Source organism: Pseudidiomarina sp. PP-1MA (genome assembly GCF_041200125.1).
Classification (GTDB): Bacteria; Pseudomonadota; Gammaproteobacteria; order Enterobacterales; family Alteromonadaceae; genus Pseudidiomarina; species Pseudidiomarina fusca.
Genome location: NZ_CP165718.1, coordinates 1,967,392 through 1,987,742, shown reverse-complemented (window position 1 = coordinate 1,987,742; position 20,351 = coordinate 1,967,392). Strand labels below are relative to the sequence as shown.

General features: G+C 48.5%; 13 protein-coding genes, 2 tRNA genes and 3 rRNA genes. 14 read left to right on the top strand and 4 right to left on the bottom strand.

Features of this window, described 5'->3' with window-relative positions:
* Positions 1 to 42: 42 nt before the first annotated feature.
* Positions 43 to 1,077: an ATP-dependent 6-phosphofructokinase gene (locus AB8S08_RS09505; RefSeq protein ID WP_162014547.1), complete on the bottom strand. Its 1,035-nt coding sequence runs from the start codon at positions 1,075 to 1,077 to the stop codon at positions 43 to 45.
* Positions 1,078 to 1,146: 69 nt separating this feature from the next.
* Here AB8S08_RS09505 and AB8S08_RS09500 point away from each other — a divergent pair, with 69 nt between their 5' ends.
* Entirely contained in the window at positions 1,147 to 2,214 is a 1,068-nt protein-coding gene (locus AB8S08_RS09500) for an Ldh family oxidoreductase (RefSeq protein ID WP_369742587.1), read from the top strand.
* On the opposite strand, the gene pdxH is transcribed toward AB8S08_RS09500, so the two are convergent.
* Together pdxH and AB8S08_RS09490 are read right to left on the bottom strand one after the other, a co-directional pair.
* A complete protein-coding gene (gene pdxH, locus AB8S08_RS09495) occupies positions 2,211 to 2,879 on the bottom strand; it encodes a pyridoxamine 5'-phosphate oxidase (protein WP_369742586.1) in 669 nt (222 codons plus the stop codon). The two genes, AB8S08_RS09500 and pdxH, sit on opposite strands and share 4 nt — an antisense overlap.
* 19 nt (positions 2,880 to 2,898) lie before the next feature.
* Positions 2,899 to 4,581 (bottom strand): amidohydrolase, encoded by a 1,683-nt coding sequence (locus AB8S08_RS09490; protein ID WP_369742585.1) that lies wholly within the window; start codon positions 4,579 to 4,581, stop codon positions 2,899 to 2,901.
* 191 nt (positions 4,582 to 4,772) lie between these two features.
* Between AB8S08_RS09490 and AB8S08_RS09485 the strand changes: the two genes are divergently transcribed.
* The 4 genes from AB8S08_RS09485 (at position 4,773) to glnB (ending at position 8,077) form a co-directional block, all read left to right on the top strand.
* Positions 4,773 to 5,399, top strand: a complete 627-nt coding sequence (locus AB8S08_RS09485) for a response regulator transcription factor (protein WP_153826148.1) — start codon at positions 4,773 to 4,775, stop codon at positions 5,397 to 5,399.
* A 17-nt stretch (positions 5,400 to 5,416) separates the two neighbouring features.
* Positions 5,417 to 5,977, top strand: coding sequence for a DUF1285 domain-containing protein (locus AB8S08_RS09480; protein ID WP_369742584.1), 561 nt, complete (start codon positions 5,417 to 5,419; stop codon positions 5,975 to 5,977).
* A 118-nt stretch (positions 5,978 to 6,095) separates the two neighbouring features.
* The gene (locus tag AB8S08_RS09475; protein WP_369742583.1) at positions 6,096 to 7,742 is read left to right on the top strand and encodes an NAD+ synthase; all 1,647 of its coding nucleotides are present in this window, start codon (positions 6,096 to 6,098) and stop codon (positions 7,740 to 7,742) included.
* Entirely contained in the window at positions 7,739 to 8,077 is a 339-nt protein-coding gene (glnB, locus tag AB8S08_RS09470; RefSeq protein ID WP_110076152.1) for a nitrogen regulatory protein P-II, read from the top strand. Before AB8S08_RS09475 ends, glnB begins: the two co-directional genes overlap by 4 nt.
* Before the next feature lie 70 nt (positions 8,078 to 8,147).
* Here glnB and AB8S08_RS09465 read toward each other — a convergent pair whose 3' ends face one another.
* Positions 8,148 to 8,921, bottom strand: coding sequence for an outer membrane protein assembly factor BamD (locus AB8S08_RS09465; RefSeq protein WP_110076153.1), 774 nt, complete (start codon positions 8,919 to 8,921; stop codon positions 8,148 to 8,150).
* 121 nt (positions 8,922 to 9,042) lie between these two features.
* Here AB8S08_RS09465 and rluD point away from each other — a divergent pair, with 121 nt between their 5' ends.
* The 9 genes from rluD (at position 9,043) to rrf (ending at position 20,110) form a co-directional block, all read left to right on the top strand.
* Entirely contained in the window at positions 9,043 to 10,011 is a 969-nt protein-coding gene (gene rluD / locus AB8S08_RS09460; RefSeq protein WP_110076154.1) for a 23S rRNA pseudouridine(1911/1915/1917) synthase RluD, read from the top strand.
* Positions 10,012 to 10,013: 2 nt separating this feature from the next.
* Complete coding sequence (pgeF, locus tag AB8S08_RS09455) at positions 10,014 to 10,724, top strand: peptidoglycan editing factor PgeF (protein ID WP_369742582.1); 711 nt, start codon at positions 10,014 to 10,016, stop codon at positions 10,722 to 10,724.
* A 72-nt stretch (positions 10,725 to 10,796) separates the two neighbouring features.
* Positions 10,797 to 13,370: an ATP-dependent chaperone ClpB gene (clpB, locus tag AB8S08_RS09450; RefSeq protein WP_313933030.1), complete on the top strand. Its 2,574-nt coding sequence runs from the start codon at positions 10,797 to 10,799 to the stop codon at positions 13,368 to 13,370.
* Between the two features lie 118 nt (positions 13,371 to 13,488).
* On the top strand, positions 13,489 to 14,349 hold the full coding sequence (pssA, locus tag AB8S08_RS09445) for a CDP-diacylglycerol--serine O-phosphatidyltransferase (RefSeq protein ID WP_369742581.1): 861 nt from the start codon (positions 13,489 to 13,491) through the stop codon (positions 14,347 to 14,349).
* A gap of 435 nt (positions 14,350 to 14,784) precedes the next feature.
* Positions 14,785 to 16,328, top strand: a 16S ribosomal RNA gene (locus AB8S08_RS09440).
* A 70-nt stretch (positions 16,329 to 16,398) separates the two neighbouring features.
* Positions 16,399 to 16,475: transfer RNA gene (locus AB8S08_RS09435), tRNA-Ile, on the top strand.
* Between the two features lie 172 nt (positions 16,476 to 16,647).
* Positions 16,648 to 16,723, top strand: a tRNA-Ala gene (locus AB8S08_RS09430).
* Between the two features lie 270 nt (positions 16,724 to 16,993).
* Positions 16,994 to 19,876: ribosomal RNA gene (locus AB8S08_RS09425) — 23S ribosomal RNA — on the top strand.
* A 119-nt stretch (positions 19,877 to 19,995) separates the two neighbouring features.
* Positions 19,996 to 20,110 (top strand): 5S ribosomal RNA (rrf, locus tag AB8S08_RS09420).
* The 16S, 23S and 5S rRNA genes sit together here with 2 tRNA genes alongside, the layout of an rRNA operon.
* Positions 20,111 to 20,351 lie beyond the last annotated feature (241 nt).

Genomic DNA, 20,351 nt, shown 5'->3' with positions numbered 1-20,351 from the left:
GAAAAGGGCGCATATTATCTGCGCAATTGGCTTAAATTGCCACTATTGCGACGGCTTGTTAGCACTCTTTTTTACTGGATTAAAAATCTCATGTTGAATCCGTAATAAATTCTCATCCAGCGGGTTTTTCTTGGTCCAGGTATCTACCAGTGGCACGGCCACCATTTGATTCGCTTTGATACCTGCCATAACGCGCGTGGCGCCTTGTAAGATCAATTCGATGGCATGCACACCCAATTGCGATGCCAAAATTCTATCACTTGGAGCCGGCGCACCACCACGTTGAATATGGCCCAGCAAACAAGGTCGGCACGGCATATCAAACTCTGCTTCGAGTTGTTCCGATAGGGCTACGGCACCGCCTGGCCATTGATGTTCGCTAAGCACCATCACATAACTGCCAGGGCCGCGCACCGCTTCTACGCGCTTGATATGTTTAACTAAGGCCGCCACCGTTAGCGGCTTATCGCGTTGCAGCTCTGGTAAAATCATTCGCTCTGCACCAGCAGCCATGGCGCTGCTTAAACCAATAAAGCCAGCATGACGTCCCATGACTTCAACGATAAATACCCGATCCATCGCATCGGCCGTATCACGAATTTTATCCAAGGCGTCCATGGCAATTGCGACCGCGGTGGCATAGCCAATGGTGGCATCGGTACCATACAAGTCGTTGTCGATGGTGCCTGGCACCCCAATAATTTGGCCCTGCCAATACTGACTCAAATGTTCAGCACCGCGAAACGAACCATCACCACCAATCACCACTAGTGCAGAGAGACCCAGAGCATCAAGATTCTCGGCTGCTAATTGCGCTGCTGCTACTTCTTTGAACCGCGGGCAGCGGGCACTTTTAATGATGGTTCCTGAATATTGTAAGACGTGCAGGACATCGGCTGCCTTTAGCGATAAATATTCATTGTTTAACAAGCCTTCGTAGCCATGACGAAATGCAATAACTTCCATATCATAATGCTCAGCGGCTAAAACTACGGCGCGTAATGCGGCATTCATGCCAGGGGCATCACCACCACTGGTGAGCACGCCAATCCTTTGTCTTGATGTTGTTGCTGACACACATTTACTCCTCTTGTCATTTATTTGATAAGCTTAACCAACTCACATCAATTTACAACGAAGAACCGCATGACAGAGCAAAAAAATCCACGAATAGATGCAAAATTAATGCAAGCTTGGGCGCAACAGTGCTTGCAACAGGCTGGAGCCACTGAACCTGTTGCTGCAGCCATGGCTCAGCACCTGGTTGCTGCCGACTTGCTGGGGTTTCGAACCCATGGTTTGATGCGCTTAAAATACAATGTTGATTGTTTGCAACAGGGCCAGACTAAACCAAGCGGTGAGCCGCGAGTGATAAGTCAACGCGGTGCGCTGGAATTGTGGGATGCCGACTTGCTCTCGGGGCTATACGTGATGCCGCAAGCAGTGGCTCGAGCCATCGCGATGGCGCGTGATTATGGAACCGGCACGGTGTTGGTACGCCGTACCCAACATGTTGCCGCTTTGGCTGTGTATTTAGAACAGGCGGTAGCTGCCGGCATGCTGATTCAAATGATGTGTGCCACGCCTGGGCAAGCGGTGGTGGCGCCACATGGCGCTAAATCAGCTTGGTTTTCGCCAAACCCTTTTGCGATCGGGGCGCCAACGCTGAGCGATCCAGTCCTGTTTGATGTGAGCTTATCTATGACCGCCGCCGGTAAGGTTCGTAAAGCCTTGGCGGAGCAACAACAGCTGCCGTATCCTGCGTTGATTACTGCTGCGGGTGATTACACCTGTGATCCTGCTACCTTTGTGCAAGATCCGCCCAGTGTTTTGGCCTGTTTAGGTGGTGAATTGTTAGGTTATAAAGGCTCTGGGTTGAATTTATTTAGCGAACTGTGGACGCTCGCCTTGAGTCAATGGGGACGACATCAGGAACAAGCGGGTCTGGATGCCAATACCGTGTGGATTCAAGTGATCGACCCAAGTGCTTTGGGGGCTTTAGAAGCATTTCAGGCGCAAGCGCAAGCGTTGGTTGATGGGATTCATCAATGTACGCCGATTACAGCATCCCAGCCGGTTCGAATTCCGGGGGAAGGTGCGCTGGCACGGCGAAAACAGCAACTACAACAGGGCATAGAATATAGCCCTCAGCTGTTACACCAGTTGGCTAAATTGGGCGACAAGCTAGGTTTAGACTTGCCGCCATGCATTTAAGGCTGCAGGCGTTGAACGTCCCAGCCATGATTGCTTAGCTGGTAAACAAAGCGGTCGTGTAAGCGATAACGGCCGCCTTGCCAGAATTCAAAGCGCTGCGGCTTAATCAGGTAGCCGCCCCAGTGCGTAGGCATGGGAATGGTTTTTCCTTCATATTGTTCGGTGAGTTGATGATAGTGCTGCTCTAATTCACTGCGGCTTGCAATGGGGCTACTTTGGCTAGAGGCCAGAGCGCCTAATTGGCTCTCACGTGGGCGTTGGTAAAAATAGCTTTCGCTTTCTGCCTGACTGATTTTTTCCGCATGCCCTTCAATGCGTATTTGCTGCTCCAACGCTAGCCAAGCAAAATGCATGGCTACTTTGGGGTTGTGCGCAATGTCTTGCCCTTTAGCACTGTTGTAATTGGTGTAAAACACAAAGCCATCGGTCCGCACTTCTTTTAACAGCACCACGCGCTGATGAGGTTGCCCATCAGCGCTGACGGTGGCGACAGTAAAAGCGGTTGGGTCCGTTTGTGAAGGATGATCTTTGGCCGCTTGAAACCAATTCGCAAATTGCTGCATCGGGTCCTGCTGCAGCGAATCACGAGTTAACCGCCCTTGCGTGTAATCGCGCCGAACATGTTTAATATCTAAAGAATTTTCCGGTACATCAGCTTGGCTCATTATCATCCTTCCTTATGACTTACTTGGTCGTTGCTTGGTGATACACGCGTTCGCCAGCAACGTAAGTGGCTTGCACTTGGTTCTGCCATAGTATAGCGGCATCACGCGCAAAGGGATCATGATCCAACACAATGAAATCAGCCCATTTGCCCGGCTCCAAGGTGCCAAGGATCTGTTCCTGACCTGCGGCATAAGCGGCATCTAAAGTAAAAGCTTGTAACGCTTGCGTTAGGGTCAAGCTTTCGTGAGCGTACCAGCCACCTTGGGGTTGGTTATCACGATCTTGGCGGGTTACGGCTGCATGTAAACCAAAGAAGGGGTTAGCAAGCTCCACTGGGAAATCTGAGCCAGCGGCAATAATAGTGCCTTGCTGGGCAAGTGTTTGCCAAGCATAGGCGCCTTTCATTCGGGCTTTACCAAGCCTATCTTCTGCCATGTTCTTATCGCTAGTGGCATGGGTAGGCTGCATCGATGCAATAATATTGAGTTGTTTGAACCGCACCAAATCATCCGGGTGCACCACTTGTGCGTGCTCAATTCGATGGCGCAGGTTGGCACCGCCAAAGAGTTCAAAGGCATGCGCAAACTCATCTAACACAATACGATTAGCGCGGTCACCAATAGCATGAGTATTGATTTGAAAGCCATGGGGAATAATAAGCTGATAAAGAGCGCGCATGTCTTCTTGTGAGGTAACCATCAAACCATGCTGATGAGGCGAGTCTGAGTAGGGTTCGAGCAATGCCGCACCGCGACTTCCAAGCGCACCGTCGGCATAAATCTTGACGCTACGAACGGTGAGTTTATCGTCATCGCTAACAATAGCTCCTTGCGCTAAAAGTTCAGCTAACTTGGGCTCGCTACCAGATAACATCGCGTAGACTCGCAAGGGCATGTTTTGTGCAGCAAGGTCTTGATAAGCTTTTAAGTTCAAAGCGTCAATACCGGCATCATGAACGCTGGTAATACCCTGCGCTAACAAATGGTCAAAGGCTAATTGTAGGGCTTGTTTAGTTTGTTCAATACTCGCTGCCGGTAGCTTCTGTTCGATTAAAGCCATGGCATTATCAATCAATACTCCGGTCGGCTCACCGTTGCTATCACGAATTATGTCACCGCCTTCGGGGCTTACCGTGGCAGCTGTAATACCAGCTAGTTCTAACGCTTTGCTATTCGCCCACGCGGCGTGGCCGTCTACCCGAGTTAAATAGACTGGGCGGTCGGTTATCGCCTCATCTAAACTGTTGCGTTGCGGAAATTCTTTACTTGGCCAATTTTCTTGATTCCAGCCGCGTCCTATCACCCATTCTAATTGCGGGTTCTGTTTAGCAAAGTTGTTAACTGTAGCAACGGCTGCCGTTTCCGAGGCCGCGTCGCGTAAGTCTGCTTGCATCAAGTTCTGGCCAAGGCCCAATACATGGCCGTGGGCGTCAATGAGTCCAGGCAAAATAGTTTTGCCTTGTAGATTAATTTGATTAGTAATATCAGCTAGATTAAGCCTCTTGTTCAGTTGTTCATAATCGCCAACTGCGGCTACTTTGCCATTAATGATAAGTAAGGTATTAAACTGCTTAAGTTGCGCATCTGTGCCTGGTTCACCGGTAAGGGTGTAGCCGTTTGCATTAGTAAAGAGTATTGTTTTAGCTGTTGCCGATGTACACAACAAAAATAAAACAATTGTGCATAAACGAAGGATGGTCATTATTTACTCCAATGTTGGCTGTTTTATTGCCATCTCGGCTAGTTATTAGAATTATCGTTGTTTAGAACATTTCAGCGGTCTTTGCACTTTTTACATATATTTACAATTCAATAACACTGAAACTTCAAACATTCGTTAAACAGTGTACAATAGCTTCATTAATAGGGAAATGTTGCTGCACGTGGTATGCCATGAAAATACTCATTATCGATTCTCAATTTTTTGTGCGGGCAGGTCTAATTCAGGTATTAACTAGTTTTTCTGAAGACCTAGCCATTTACGAAGCGCCATCTTTCGAGATAGCGCAGGAATATTTGCGTCATCAAAGTGACTATAACCTGATCTTCTTCGACATGGATATTCCTGACGCAGAAGTACGGCCTACTTTGCAAACGCTTAAAAAAATGGCTCCGACAGCGCATGTTGTGCTATTTAGTTGGGCGCGTCCGTTGTCTGAAGTACGCCAAGCTCTGAGTAACGGCGTGCGTAGCTATTTGCCTAAAGATGCCACGGCAGAAGAAGCCAAGTTAGCTATTCGAGTGTTGCTCAATAACGACCGTTACTTGCCGGATGAGTCACGACTAGCTGGTAGTGGTGCGCGCCAAGGTAGTGCTGAACATTTCTTATCGCCACGCCAATTAGAAATCATGCAATTATTGGCACAAGGTTTATCAAACAAAGAGATTGCTACTATTCTTGGTATTACTGAAGGAACCATTCGAGTTCATTTATCAGCAATCTTCAAAGCCATTAAAGTGTCTAATCGCACGGAAGCAACGCTCTGGTATTTATTGCGGCAGAAGCGGTTAGTTAATTAATGAATTGAGGTGGGCATATGCAGTTAGAGCAGTTATTAAAATCGCTCGAACAACGTCAACAAGCACCCACCCATTTATGGAACCCTCCTTATTGTGGCGAGTTGCCCATGCTAATTGATGAGCATGGGCAATGGCATTATTCTGGTTCGCCGATTCAACGTGCAGCTCTGGTTAAATTATTCGCCTCGGTACTAGTGAAAGAAGGCGATGATTATTACTTGGTAACTCCCGCTGAGAAAGTCAAAATTACCGTAGTTGATGTTCCTTTTGTGATCACTACCTGGCAACGCCAGCAACATCAACAAGACCAAGTTATTGGTGTGACTACCAATATCGGTGAAAGCTTCCCGTTATCCGCAACCCATCCGTTACAGATGCGTGGCCAAGTACCTTATGTGGATTGTGGTCGCGAACTTTGGGCTAAGGTGCACCGCAACGTGTTGTATCAATGGGCAGAGATTGCGGAGCCTGAGTTGTATACTAATGCTTTAGGTGAGCAGCGTGAACGCTTAGTGCTAACCAGTGCTGGGCAGAAGTTTACGTTAGCTGAGCTTGAGCCAGATCCCAAGTCCGAGTAAGTGTGCTTTAGTGAGAAAGTATGGTTAATAGGGCGCTAAAGCGCAGATTATTTGCGCACACGCCGACGCTGCTCTATTATAGCCGACCTCGATTTAGTTACTTTATAGAGACCAATGAATGCGGCCACTTAAGTTAACGCTGGCACAATTAGACTTTACCGTCGGTGCACTCAATCAGAATTCAAAAACTATTTTGGCGACCATACAGGCTCATCAGGATAGTGACATCATTGTCTTTCCAGAATTAGCTCTTACCGGTTATCCGCCGGAAGATTTATTGTTTCGTGAAGACTTTGAACAGTTGGTTGCACAAGCTATCACGACAATTGCCACTGCCGCGCAGCACAGCGTCGTAGTTATTGGGCATCCGCAACGGGTTGGTAATGAGCTTTTTAATAGTGTGTCAGTGCTCTACCAAGGTCAGTTATTAACACGCTATCACAAGCAACGCTTGCCTCAGTACGGGGTGTTTGATGAGCAGCGTTACTTTATCCCGGGTCATCAAACAGGCTTTTTCGATTATCAGGGCTATCGCATTGGCTTGCTCATTTGTGAAGATATTTGGCATGCCGAACCTTGGGCGGCACTACAACGCGAAAAGGTAGACTTGGTGTTGTCGTTAAATGCCTCACCTTACGAGGTTGATAAGCATCAGCAGCGTTTGCACATTCTGCAACAACGTATCCATGAGAAGGCTTGTCCGGTTATCTATGTTAATAATTGTGGTGGCCAAGATGAGTTGGTGTTTGATGGCCATTCGTTGGTGCTTTCAGCTACCGGCGAATTAGTGGCCGAGTTACCCCATTGCGAACCTTGCTGTGCGACTCTTAGCTATAGCTCCGACGCCGGTTTTAGTGGGATAGATGATTGGCGGCCGTACGCTAGTGAGCCGCTGGCGCTGATTTATCAAGCCCTGGTTCTGAGTGTGCGTGATTATGTGCAGAAAAACGGCTTCAAAGGCGTTACCTTGGGTTTGTCTGGGGGCATTGATTCGGCGCTAACTTTAGCAATTGCAGCAGATGCTTTGGGTGCTGCGCAAGTTCATGCCGTAATGATGCCATTCAAATACACGTCGCAAATGAGCCAAGACGATGCGCAACTGCAAGCCGAGCGCATGGGCGTAAACTATGATGTGGTTGCCATAGAGCCTATTTATGATAGTTTCATGCAGCAACTGAGCCCGTTATTTGGCGATGATGCGCTGGGCACAACCACCGAAAACTTGCAGGCGCGAAGTCGTGGAGTGATTGTGATGGCGTTGTCTAACAAGACGGGTTCGTTGGTGCTTACTACCGGTAATAAAAGCGAGTTGGCAGTAGGTTACTGCACTTTGTATGGTGATATGTGTGGTGGTTTTGCGCCTTTGAAAGATATTCCCAAAACCTTGGTGTTTGCTTTAGCTCGCTATCGTAACCAAGCGCAAGAGGTGATTCCTGAGCGGGTAATCACGCGTCCACCATCGGCCGAGTTAGCTCCGGATCAAAAGGATGAAGATAACCTTCCGCCCTATGAGGTGCTGGATAAAATTCTGACCTTGTATGTTGAGCAAGATTGGTCGGCTGCAGCTATTATCGATTGTGGTTTTGATCGGGCCGATGTCTTGCGTGTTATCAAATTGGTTGATATTAATGAGTACAAACGTCGGCAAGGAGCGGTTGGACCGAAAATCACATCGCGTAATTTTAGCAAAGACCGCCGGTATCCAATTACCAACCATTTTCGTTATGAAATAGAACGTCAATTAGAAGGCAGCAGCAAACCATGAAGAAAATAGAAGCTATTATCAAGCCCTTTAAACTAGATGACGTACGCGAAGCTCTGTCAGAAATTGGTATTGCCGGTATGACGGTGTCAGAAGTCAAAGGTTTTGGTCGGCAAAAAGGCCATACAGAACTCTACCGTGGTGCTGAGTACATGGTCGATTTTTTACCTAAGGTAAAACTTGATATTGTAGTGGCTGACGATCAAGTGGACCGTTGCATTGATACTATTTTAGAAACAGCACAAACTGGAAAAATTGGCGATGGTAAAATCTTTGTGACCAACGTTGAGCGGGTCATTCGGATCCGTACTGGTGAAGAAAACGAAGATGCCGTTTAGCAGAATGGTTGGTTAAGCATTAAAAAAGCCCTAGTTAGTGACTAGGGCTTTTTTATAGTGACGATAGCTTTTAATCTTGCTCGAGACCGCGGCGGAAGTATCGGCTATTCGGAAAGTTTTTCTGCAAGGTAGCAACTGTATCTTGCTGTAACTGGTCCAGATTTAACTGCTCATACGAATTGGCCATAATGATAAGTGCAGTTTCAGCTTCGGCAGTATCAGGGAAGTTCTCCAGCACGTATTTACCTCGGTTAGCAGCGGACAAATAGGCTTCGCGCTTCACATAATATTGAGCAACCGCAAGTTCGTACTGTGCCAAGGTGCTTTTAATAGCGACCATACGCTGGCGCGCATCTGCAGCATATTTACTGTCAGGAAAACGACGAACCAACTCGGCAAAATCATCAAAAGCTTCACGAGTTTTAGTTGGGTCGCGGTCTGCACGATCGACTCCGAAAAACTCTTGGATAGTATTTTCGGCAGTACGTTGATTGGTTAAGCCACGCATGTATAGCGCATAGTCATAATCTTGATGATTGGGGTTTAAGCGCACAAAGCGGTCGATGGTTGCCAACGCTTTATCTAGATTACCAACCTTGTAATAAGCGTAGATTAGGTCTAATTGTATTTGGTGCGTCAATGGCCCGAACGGATAGCGCATGTTAATCGATTCTAAAATTTGTAGCGCGTTGTTAATGTTACCGTTCGCTAAACTTGATTTAGCTCGCTCGTAGCCTTTTTCTACGTCACTTAGCCGGCTATCATCAAATTGGTCATCAGGTGTTCCTGAGCATGCGCTAACTGCAATTACTGCTGCGCAAGCTAAAATAAGTCGTAATTTCATAATTAGTTTTTTTAATCTCTGTTGATTTAACTTTGGTGCAGCGGACCAAACAGGTACACTATATACATTCAATGCATTCTAGCGCAGCAACGGCTGCTTTCACAGGTCCTATTTATAATTTATGAGTGAACACATTTCTTTATCCGGCACAGTGCCACAATCTGCCAACGGTAAGCGCTTGGACCAAGCAGTAGCTGAGATGTTCCCTGACTATTCACGGTCACGGTTAAAAACTTGGATAACTGATGGACAAGTACGCATAGATGGTGAGGTCGTCGATCGGCCGCGAGAAAAAGTTTTGGCCGGCATGGATATTGAAATCGATGGCGTACTAGTTGAAGTAAAACGCTTTGAAGCGCAGCCGATTGAGTTAGATATTGTCTACGAAGACGATGACATTATGGTGATCAATAAACCCGCGGGCTTAGTTGTTCATCCTGGTGCCGGTACTCCGGATGGCACTTTGTTGAACGCGTTGTTACATCATTTTCCTGCTATCGATCAAGTGCCGCGAGCAGGTATTGTGCATCGTTTGGACAAAGACACCACCGGATTAATGGTGGTGGCAAAAACTATTCCGGCGCAAACACACTTGGTTGCGGCCATGCAAAATCGTGAAATCACCCGCGAATATGAAGCTGTGTGTAACGGCCCCATGACTGCTGGCGGTACTGTTGAAGAAGCCATTGGCCGTCATCCAACGAAGCGTACGCATATGGCGGTAGTGGCGCTAGGCAAACCGGCAGTAACACACTATCGAGTGGTTGAACGGTTTCGTGCGCACACGCATTTGCGGCTGCGCTTAGAAACTGGCCGGACCCATCAAATACGGGTGCACATGGCACATATTCGTCATCCGTTAGTAGGCGACTTTACTTACGGCGGTCGGCCTCGACCTCCGCAAAAAGCTGGCGAGCCTTTGCTGGAAATGCTCCGCGGCTTTCGTCGGCAAGCGTTACATGCCGCACGCCTATCGTTGCACCACCCCATAACGGGTGAATGGTTAAGTTGGGATGCGCCAACGCCGGCCGATATGGTGGAGCTGCTGGCAGTGCTACGCGCAGATCGTAAAGAGTTTCCCATCGATTAACCATGCTTATCCCTAACTGGACATTACCTGCGGGTGTGAAAGCTGCGGTTACCACAACCGCAGCTCCGGGTAATGTGGCGGTTCATGTTGGGGATGATCCTGCTCAAGTCTTGCTTCGGCGCCGTCAGTTAGTGCGCCAATTAGCCTTACCCAGTAGTCCTCGTTGGCTACAACAAACCCATAGTACTCGTGTACTAAACCTCTCAGCATTGCACTCAGATGCGCCAATGACGGGGCTGAACGCCGATGCTAGTTATACCAATCAGGCGCACCAAGTCTGTGCGATATTAACTGCAGATTGCTTACCCATTTTAATAGCAGCTAACGATGGCTCAGAAATCGCCGCTATTCATGCCGGATGGCGTGGCCTAGCACAAGGGATTATCACCAATACCTTAGCTAACTTTGCAACGCCAGCAAGCCAGCTCACAGCTTGGATCGGGCCAGCTATTTCTGCAACCGCCTATGAGGTAGGTGCTGATGTTCGCGAGCCATTTTTATCGCAAGGCCTTGTTGATGAGATAAGTTTTCGTCCCCATATTGCAGGTAAGTGGTTTGCTGATTTACCTGTTTTAGCGCAACGAATTCTTGCTCAGCAAGGAGTAGAGCAGATAACTCAAAGCGGTTGCTGTACCTTTTCAGACCAAAGGTTTTATTCTTACCGCCGCAATCCACTGTGTGGGCGAATAGCGACGTTAATCTGGAAAATTTAATTTCCCTCTTGAATTTGTCGAAATAATACCCACATTAAATGTCAGGATTAATGATTTTTTAAGAGGGTTATCATGCGATTCGATAAATTAACCAATAAATTTCAGCAGGCAGTGGCAGAGGCGCAATCTTTGGCGCTAGGGCGTGACCACGCCTACATAGAGCCATTGCATTTAATGCAAGCTTTGTTACAACAAGATGGCGGCAGCTTGCGGCCGTTATTTACGCTAATGCAAGTAGATTTGGCGGCTTTTCGTTCAGACTTAGCCGCAGCATTAGATAAATTACCCCAGGTAGAAGGTACCGGCGGCGATATTCAGGTATCGCCAGCCACAGCAAGTCTGTTAAATCTATGCGACAAATATGCACAGAAACGCAAAGATCAATTTATATCATCAGAGCTATTTGTGCTTGCTGCAACGGAAGATAAGGGTGCCTTAGGTGAGATTTTCAAGCGCCACCGAATCGCCAGAGCTGCGGTTGAACAAGCTATCGAACAAGTGAGGGGCGGAGAAGCTGTGGATGATCAAAACGCAGAAGAGAAACGCCAAGCGCTAACAAAATACACGATTGATTTAACTGAACGAGCAGAATCGGGCAAGTTAGATCCTGTGATTGGTCGTGATGAAGAGATCCGCCGCACCATTCAGGTGTTACAGCGTCGCACTAAAAATAACCCGGTGTTAATTGGTGAGCCAGGTGTAGGTAAAACTGCCATTGTTGAAGGCTTGGCGCAACGCATCGTCAACGGTGAGGTGCCGGAAGGCTTAAAACACAAACGAGTGTTGTCCCTTGACCTAGGTGCTTTGCTGGCTGGTGCTAAGTATCGTGGTGAGTTTGAAGAACGATTAAAAGCGGTGCTCAACGAATTAAGTAAAGAAGAAGGGCGTATTATTCTCTTCATTGATGAGCTTCACACCATGGTCGGCGCCGGCAAAGCTGATGGCGCCATGGATGCCGGTAACATGCTTAAACCAGCGCTGGCGCGAGGAGAGTTGCATTGCGTAGGCGCAACCACCCTAGATGAGTATCGCCAATACATTGAGAAAGATGCAGCGTTAGAACGCCGTTTTCAAAAAGTACTGGTGGATGAACCATCGGTGGAAGACACCATTGCGATCTTGCGCGGCTTGAAAGAACGCTACGAAGTGCATCACTCAGTGCAAATCACTGACCCTGCAATTGTGGCTGCCGCAACGCTTTCGCATCGTTACATCAGTGATCGGCAATTGCCAGATAAAGCGATTGATTTGATTGACGAGGCGGCATCAAGCATTCGGATGCAAATCGATTCTAAGCCGGAAGATTTAGACCGACTCGAGCGCCGTATCATTCAGTTGCAGTTAGAGCAAAAGGCTCTACAGAAAGAGCAAGATGAAGCGAGTAAAAAACGCCTTACCTTACTAGAGCAGGAGTTAACCGAGCAGCAGCGTAAATACCAAGAGCTAGAACAGGTGTGGTTAGCTGAAAAAGCGGTAGTGCAAGGTGAGCAAAACATTAAGGCTCAACTTGAGCAAGCCAAAACAGATCTTGAGATAGCGCGCCGAGCTGGTGATCTTAATCGTATGTCTGAGCTGCAATACGGCAAAATACCTGAGCTTGAGCGTCAGCTTAAGGCGGCAACTGAAGCCGATGAGCAGGGTATGAGCTTGCTAAAAAATAAAGTCACCGACGAACAGATTGCAGATGTGTTGTCGCGTTGGACTGGCATCCCGGTAAGCAAGATGCTTGAGGGGGAACGTGAGAAATTGTTACAGATGGAGCAACAATTACACCAGCGCGTGGTAGGACAAGACGAAGCAGTCACTTCTGTTGCTAACGCTATTCGCCGATCTCGTGCTGGTTTATCTGACCCGCAACGGCCATTGGGCTCATTTTTATTCCTAGGCCCAACCGGTGTAGGTAAAACGGAATTGTGCAAAGCTTTGGCTAACTTCATGTTTGACACTGATGAAGCCATGGTACGGATTGATATGTCCGAGTTTATGGAAAAACATTCCGTATCGCGCTTAGTGGGAGCACCGCCAGGATATGTTGGTTACGAAGAAGGTGGTTATTTAACCGAGGCGGTACGCCGCAAGCCTTATTCGGTGGTCTTGTTAGACGAAGTTGAAAAGGCACACCCAGACGTCTTCAATATTTTACTACAGGTATTGGATGATGGTCGTTTAACCGATGGCCAAGGTCGCACTGTTGATTTTCGTAATACGGTTATCATCATGACATCGAACTTGGGCTCTGATGTTATTCAGGAAAAAGCTCACCAGCAAAGTTATGATGAAATGAAGGCAGATGTGATGGGTATTTTACAACATCACTTCCGTCCAGAGTTTCTTAACCGGGTAGACGAAACGGTGGTGTTCCATCCATTAGCCCAGGAACATATCAAGAACATCGCTAATATTCAATTGCAGCGGTTATATCAACGTTTAGCTGAGCGTGATTACCGTATGGAGTTAACTGAAGCTGCCTTAGCCCATTTAGCTAAAGCCGGTTTTGACCCAGTATTTGGTGCCCGACCGCTGAAACGAGCCATTCAACAGGAGCTTGAAAATCCGTTGGCGCAACAAATCTTGGCGGGTAAGTTACTGCCGCAACAATTAATAAAAGTAGATGTAGAGAATGAGCGGTTGGTGATATCTCAGTAAATCATACAACAGCAATGGGTGAAACAAACAATAGCCGAGTACCACAATACTCGGCTATTTATTGCCCCATATAAGCTATGCTATGCTGTGCGACCATTTTTGAAAGGACGAAGACGTTATGCCCAATAAACCAGACACAGCGAATACCGCAAAAGCGCGAGGCATTTATCTATTGCCTAACTTGTTAACAACAGCCGGTTTGTTCTCAGGATTCTTTGCGATTGTCGCGTCAATGAACAATATGTTTGAGTCTGCTGCCGTGGCGGTATTTATCGCTATGGTATTTGATGGGTTAGATGGACGCGTGGCTCGTATGACTAACACTGAAAGCGCTTTTGGTGCTGAATACGACAGTATGGCCGATATCGTGTCGTTCGGTATGGCGCCGGCATTAGTAATGTATAATTGGGCGCTCTCTGACTTAGGTAAATTAGGTTGGTTAGCTGCCTTTATCTTTGTGGCTGGCGGTGCATTACGCTTAGCCCGTTTCAATACCAACCTTGGCACTGCCGACAAACGTTACTTTCAAGGTTTAGCTATTCCTAGTGCTGCCGCAATTGTGAGTGGTTTAGTATGGGTGGGTAGTAAATATGAAATCGATCCAACCAGCATTAATTATTTGGCTGCCTTTATTACAATCGCTGCCGGTCTATTAATGGTAAGTAATTTCCGTTACCACTCGTTTAAAGATGTCGATTGGCGCGGACGCGTTTCATTTATTGCTATCTTAGCTATTGTGTTGGCTTTTGTTGTAGTAGCCACCGAGCCATCACTAGTTTTGTTCTCTATTTTTATGCTTTATGCCATTTCAGGCCCAATCACTACGTTCCGGACTGTGAAAAATATTAAGTTAGAGCATGTTGTTGGTGATTCCGACGACTGTGATGCTGAGCCATCAGTAAAGCCAGCGCAGCAAGCGCAATCGAACGAAGTAGAGCTGGGTAGCGCAAAAAGCGAGCAGCTGAAGGGCGATAAATAAACGATCGAACAAAAAAGGCGCAGTCAGCACAAAAAAGTGAAAAAAGATCTTGCGCCTTTGAATATGATCCTTATAATTCGCCGCCGTTGTCACCGAGAAGTTAGCGGCAGGGTTAAACCGCCAAATAACGAGTAGGAAATCAACCAAGGTTCAACTCAGTGAAAACTGAAAAAAAGATCGAAAAGGATCTTGACCTGAACCAGGGAAAGCGTAAAATACGCATCCCGCTTCACTGAAGAAGCGAACGCTCTTTAACAATATACCAAGCCAAGCAAACTGTGTGGGCACTTACCGGATTCAGGCAGAGAAGCATCTTCGGATGCAACAAAGGTCATGCTCTCTTTAACAAGAGACGGACCACCTGACTGATTGGAAAAGTGCTTAACAAATTAGATTTTATTAAGTCATTGATTCAATGGGTCGATTAAACACTTTAAATTGAAGAGTTTGATCATGGCTCAGATTGAACGCTGGCGGCAGGCCTAACACATGCAAGTCGAGCGGCAGCGGGGAGTAGCTTGCTACTCTGCCGGCGAGCGGCGGACGGGTGAGTAATGCTTGGGAACTTGCCTTTAGGAGGGGGATAACCACGGGAAACTGTGGCTAATACCGCATAATGTCTACGGACCAAAGCAGGGGATCTTCGGACCTTGCACCTAGAGATAGGCCCAAGTGAGATTAGCTAGTTGGTGGGGTAAAGGCCCACCAAGGCGACGATCTCTAGCTGTTCTGAGAGGATGATCAGCCACACTGGGACTGAGACACGGCCCAGACTCCTACGGGAGGCAGCAGTGGGGAATATTGCACAATGGGGGAAACCCTGATGCAGCCATGCCGCGTGTGTGAAGAAGGCCTTCGGGTTGTAAAGCACTTTCAGTGGTGAGGAAGGCTTGTAGATTAATACTCTACAAGATTGACGTTAGCCACAGAAGAAGCACCGGCTAACTCCGTGCCAGCAGCCGCGGTAATACGGAGGGTGCAAGCGTTAATCGGAATTACTGGGCGTAAAGCGTACGTAGGCGGCTTGTTAAGCAAGATGTGAAATCCCCGGGCTCAACCTGGGAATGGCATTTTGAACTGGCAGGCTCGAGTTCTGAAGAGGGTGGTAGAATTTCCAGTGTAGCGGTGAAATGCGTAGATATTGGAAGGAATACCGGTGGCGAAGGCGGCCACCTGGTCAGAAACTGACGCTGAGGTACGAAAGCGTGGGGAGCAAACAGGATTAGATACCCTGGTAGTCCACGCCGTAAACGATGTCAACTAGTTGTTCGTGTCATAAACGATGTGAGTAACGCAGCTAACGCACTAAGTTGACCGCCTGGGGAGTACGGCCGCAAGGTTAAAACTCAAATGAATTGACGGGGGCCCGCACAAGCGGTGGAGCATGTGGTTTAATTCGATGCAACGCGAAGAACCTTACCATCCCTTGACATCCAGTGAATCATCTAGAGATAGAAGAGTGCCTTCGGGAACACTGAGACAGGTGCTGCATGGCTGTCGTCAGCTCGTGTTGTGAGATGTTGGGTTAAGTCCCGCAACGAGCGCAACCCTTATCCTCAGTTGCCAGCACGTAATGGTGGGAACTCTGTGGAGACTGCCGGTGATAAACCGGAGGAAGGTGGGGACGACGTCAAGTCATCATGGCCCTTACGGGATGGGCTACACACGTGCTACAATGGCGCGTACAATGGGAAGCAAGCTAGCGATAGTAAGCGGATCTCAAAAAGCGCGTCGTAGTCCGGATCGGAGTCTGCAACTCGACTCCGTGAAGTCGGAATCGCTAGTAATCGTGGATCAGAATGCCACGGTGAATACGTTCCCGGGCCTTGTACACACCGCCCGTCACACCATGGGAGTGGGCTGCACCAGAAGTAGATAGCTTAACCTTCGGGAGGGCGTTTACCACGGTGTGGTTCATGACTGGGGTGAAGTCGTAACAAGGTAGCCGTAGGGGAACCTGCGGCTGGATCACCTCCTTATGAAAAAGCCTTGAAGAAGTTAAGTGCTCACACAGATTGCCTGGTTTGGTAGATGTAACGGATAGAAACTGGGTCTGTAGCTCAGCTGGTTAGAGCGCACCCCTGATAAGGGTGAGGTCGGTAGTTCAAGTCTACTCAGACCCACCACTTCTGCGGTTATGCTGCGTTGGAAAGCCACTCACATACTGATGTATGCTTCGTGCCTTCCCGCCTTGCCTAACCTTGAAGTTAGTCTTATCGGTTTGTTGGTTTGGTTGGTTGTTTTCACGAATAACGAACAGCGCCGCGTACGAATAGCGTAGCGCACGAACAACGACACGGGGCCATAGCTCAGCTGGGAGAGCGCCTGCCTTGCACGCAGGAGGTCAGCGGTTCGATCCCGCTTGGCTCCACCACTTCTTAGTTATCGAACAGCGAAGCGTACGAACAGCGCAGCGCACGAATAACGAACAACGGTTTTTATCCAAAGTTAGCGATAAACATTCTTGCGAGAATCTTTATCAGTAACTTGATGTTACACCGCTCTTTAACAATATGAACAAGCTGATTGTAATAAAGTAATGAAATGCCACTCTACTTGAATCCAAAAATGGTAGAGGCGTATCGAACTTGTGTACAGCAAAGAAACAGCCCATAGAGCTCGAATAAACATTTTCGGGTTGTATGGTTAAGTGACTAAGCGTAGACGGTGGATGCCTAGGCAGTTGGAGGCGATGAAGGACGTACTAACTTGCGATAAGCCATGATGAGGCAGTAAGAGCCGCTTGAGTCATGGATTTCCGAATGGGGAAACCCAGTGTGCATGCACACTATCTTGCACTGAATCCATAGGTGTAAGAAGCGAACCCGGAGAACTGAAACATCTAAGTACCCGGAGGAAAAGAAATCAACCGAGATTTCCCTAGTAGCGGCGAGCGAACGGGAATTAGCCCTTAAGCAATCATGGTTCTAGTGGAATGAGTTGGAAAGCTCAACGATACAGGGTGATAGTCCCGTACACGAAGGAAACATGAAGGTGAAAACGAGTAGGTCGGGACACGTGTTATCTTGACTGAATATGGGGGGACCATCCTCCAAGGCTAAATACTCCCAACTGACCGATAGTGAACCAGTACCGTGAGGGAAAGGCGAAAAGAACCCCGGCGAGGGGAGTGAAATAGAACCTGAAACCGTCTACGTACAAGCAGTAGGAGCACCTTCGTGGTGTGACTGCGTACCTTTTGTATAATGGGTCAGCGACTTATATTTTGTAGCAAGGTTAACCGAATAGGGGAGCCGTAGGGAAACCGAGTCTTAACTGGGCGTCTAGTTGCAAGGTATAGACCCGAAACCGGGCGATCTAGCCATGGGCAGGTTGAAGATTGAGTAACATCAATTGGAGGACCGAACTCACTAATGTTGAAAAATTAGGAGATGACCTGTGGCTCGGAGTGAAAGGCTAATCAAGCCCGGAGATAGCTGGTTCTCCCCGAAAGCTATTTAGGTAGCGCCTCGGACGAATACCACTGGGGGTAGAGCACTGTTTGGGCTAGGGGGTCATCCCGACTTACCAACCCCATGCAAACTCCGAATACCAGTGAGTACTATCCGGGAGACACACGGCGGGTGCTAACGTCCGTCGTGAAGAGGGAAACAACCCAGACCGCCAGCTAAGGTCCCCAAGTCATGGCTAAGTGGGAAACGATGTGGGAAGGCTTAGACAGCTAGGAGGTTGGCTTAGAAGCAGCCATCCTTTAAAGAAAGCGTAATAGCTCACTAGTCGAGTCGGCCTGCGCGGAAGATGTAACGGGGCTAAGCCATGCACCGAAGCTGCGGCAGCAAACTTGTTTTGCTGGGTAGGGGAGCGTTCTGTAAGCCGTTGAAGGTGTGTTGAGAAGCATGCTGGAGGTATCAGAAGTGCGAATGCTGACATGAGTAACGATAATGGGGGTGAAAAACCCCCACGCCGGAAGACCAAGGTTTCCTATCCCATGTTAATCAGGGTAGGGTAAGTCGGCCCCTAAGGCGAGGCCGAAAGGCGTAGTCGATGGGAAACGGGTTAATATTCCCGTACCGACATGAACTGCGATGGGGGGACGGAGAAGGCTAGGCAAGCCGGGTGTTGGTTATCCCGGTGAAAGTATGTAGGTTGGTGGTTTAGGAAAATCCGGACCGCTTAGACTGAGATACGAGACGAGCATCTACGGATGCGAAGTTGTTGATGCCATGCTTCCAGGAAAAGCCTCTAAGCTTCAGGTTCATGTTGACCGTACCCCAAACCGACACAGGTGGTCAGGTAGAGAATACTAAGGCGCTTGAGAGAACTCGGGTGAAGGAACTAGGCAAAATAGTACCGTAACTTCGGGAGAAGGTACGCCAGAGCTGGTGAAGTCCACACGGACGGAGCCGGAGCTGGCCGCAGTGACCAGGTGGCTGGGACTGTTTATTAAAAACACAGCACTCTGCAAAATCGAAAGATGACGTATAGGGTGTGACACCTGCCCGGTGCCGGAAGGTTAATTGATGGGGTTAGCGTAAGCGAAGCTCTTGATCGAAGCCCCGGTAAACGGCGGCCGTAACTATAACGGTCCTAAGGTAGCGAAATTCCTTGTCGGGTAAGTTCCGACCTGCACGAATGGTGTAACCATGGCCACGCTGTCTCCACCCGAGACTCAGTGAAATTGAAATCGCCGTGAAGATGCGGTGTACCCGCGGCTAGACGGAAAGACCCCGTGAACCTTTACTACAGCTTGGCACTGAACATTGAACCTCCATGTGTAGGATAGGTGGGAGGCTATGAAGCGTTGGCGCTAGTTGACGTGGAGCCATCCTTGAAATACCACCCTTGTATGTTTGATGTTCTAACTTAGCCCCATTATCTGGGGTGAGGACAGTGCCTGGTGGGTAGTTTGACTGGGGCGGTCTCCTCCCAAAGAGTAACGGAGGAGCACGAAGGTTGGCTAAGTACGGTCGGACATCGTACGGTTAGTGTAATGGCACAAGCCAGCTTAACTGCGAGACAGACACGTCGAGCAGGTGCGAAAGCAGGTCATAGTGATCCGGTGGTTCTGAATGGAAGGGCCATCGCTCAACGGATAAAAGGTACTCCGGGGATAACAGGCTGATACCGCCCAAGAGTTCATATCGACGGCGGTGTTTGGCACCTCGATGTCGGCTCATCACATCCTGGGGCTGTAGTCGGTCCCAAGGGTATGGCTGTTCGCCATTTAAAGTGGTACGCGAGCTGGGTTTAGAACGTCGTGAGACAGTTCGGTCCCTATCTGCCGTGGGCGTTTGAGAGTTGAGAGGGGTTGCTCCTAGTACGAGAGGACCGGAGTGAACGAACCGCTGGTGTTCGGGTTGTCATGCCAATGGCACTGCCCGGTAGCTACGTTCGGAATCGATAACCGCTGAAAGCATCTAAGCGGGAAGCGAGCCTCAAGATAAGCTCTCACTGACATGTCATTGTCCTGAAGGGTCGTTGGAGACTACAACGTTGATAGGCGGGGTGTGGAAGCGTAGTAATGCGTTGAGCTAACCCGTACTAATTGCCCGTGAGGCTTAACCATACAACACCGAAGGTGTTTAGGGCTGTAGCCAAGACATAAGTTCGAGCTTCTACTAGGCTCAATTAGAGTGGTGCATTACTGGCACGACAATCAGCGAATTCATATTGTACAAGTTTACGCCTGGCGGCAATAGCGAAGTGGAACCACCTGATCCATTCCGAACTCAGAAGTGAAACGCTTCCGCGCCGATGGTAGTGTAGGGTCTCCCTATGCGAGAGTAGGTCACCGCCAGGCACCAAATACGAACAACCCCTAGCAGCTATGCTAGGGGTTTTTTCGTTGTGCGCTCGCAAAGACGACTCATCAATTGTTGAACGCCAATCACCAGCCAACAGCCAACGCCAACAGCTAACAGCTAACAGCTAACAGCTAACAGCTAACAGCTAACAGCTAACAGCTAACAGCTAACAGCTAACAGCTAACAGCTAACAGCTAACAGCTAACAGCTAACAGCTAACAGCTAACAGCTAACAGC

Coding starts and splice junctions, on each gene's coding strand:
- AB8S08_RS09500 (WP_369742587.1), top strand. CDS start 1,147: ATGACAGAGCAAAAAAATCCACGAATAGATGCAAAATTAATGCAAGCT.
- pdxH (WP_369742586.1), bottom strand. CDS start 2,879: ATGAGCCAAGCTGATGTACCGGAAAATTCTTTAGATATTAAACATGTT.
- AB8S08_RS09490 (WP_369742585.1), bottom strand. CDS start 4,581: ATGACCATCCTTCGTTTATGCACAATTGTTTTATTTTTGTTGTGTACA.
- AB8S08_RS09485 (WP_153826148.1), top strand. CDS start 4,773: ATGAAAATACTCATTATCGATTCTCAATTTTTTGTGCGGGCAGGTCTA.
- AB8S08_RS09480 (WP_369742584.1), top strand. CDS start 5,417: ATGCAGTTAGAGCAGTTATTAAAATCGCTCGAACAACGTCAACAAGCA.
- AB8S08_RS09475 (WP_369742583.1), top strand. CDS start 6,096: ATGCGGCCACTTAAGTTAACGCTGGCACAATTAGACTTTACCGTCGGT.
- glnB (WP_110076152.1), top strand. CDS start 7,739: ATGAAGAAAATAGAAGCTATTATCAAGCCCTTTAAACTAGATGACGTA.
- AB8S08_RS09465 (WP_110076153.1), bottom strand. CDS start 8,921: ATGAAATTACGACTTATTTTAGCTTGCGCAGCAGTAATTGCAGTTAGC.
- rluD (WP_110076154.1), top strand. CDS start 9,043: ATGAGTGAACACATTTCTTTATCCGGCACAGTGCCACAATCTGCCAAC.
- pgeF (WP_369742582.1), top strand. CDS start 10,014: ATGCTTATCCCTAACTGGACATTACCTGCGGGTGTGAAAGCTGCGGTT.
- clpB (WP_313933030.1), top strand. CDS start 10,797: ATGCGATTCGATAAATTAACCAATAAATTTCAGCAGGCAGTGGCAGAG.
- pssA (WP_369742581.1), top strand. CDS start 13,489: ATGCCCAATAAACCAGACACAGCGAATACCGCAAAAGCGCGAGGCATT.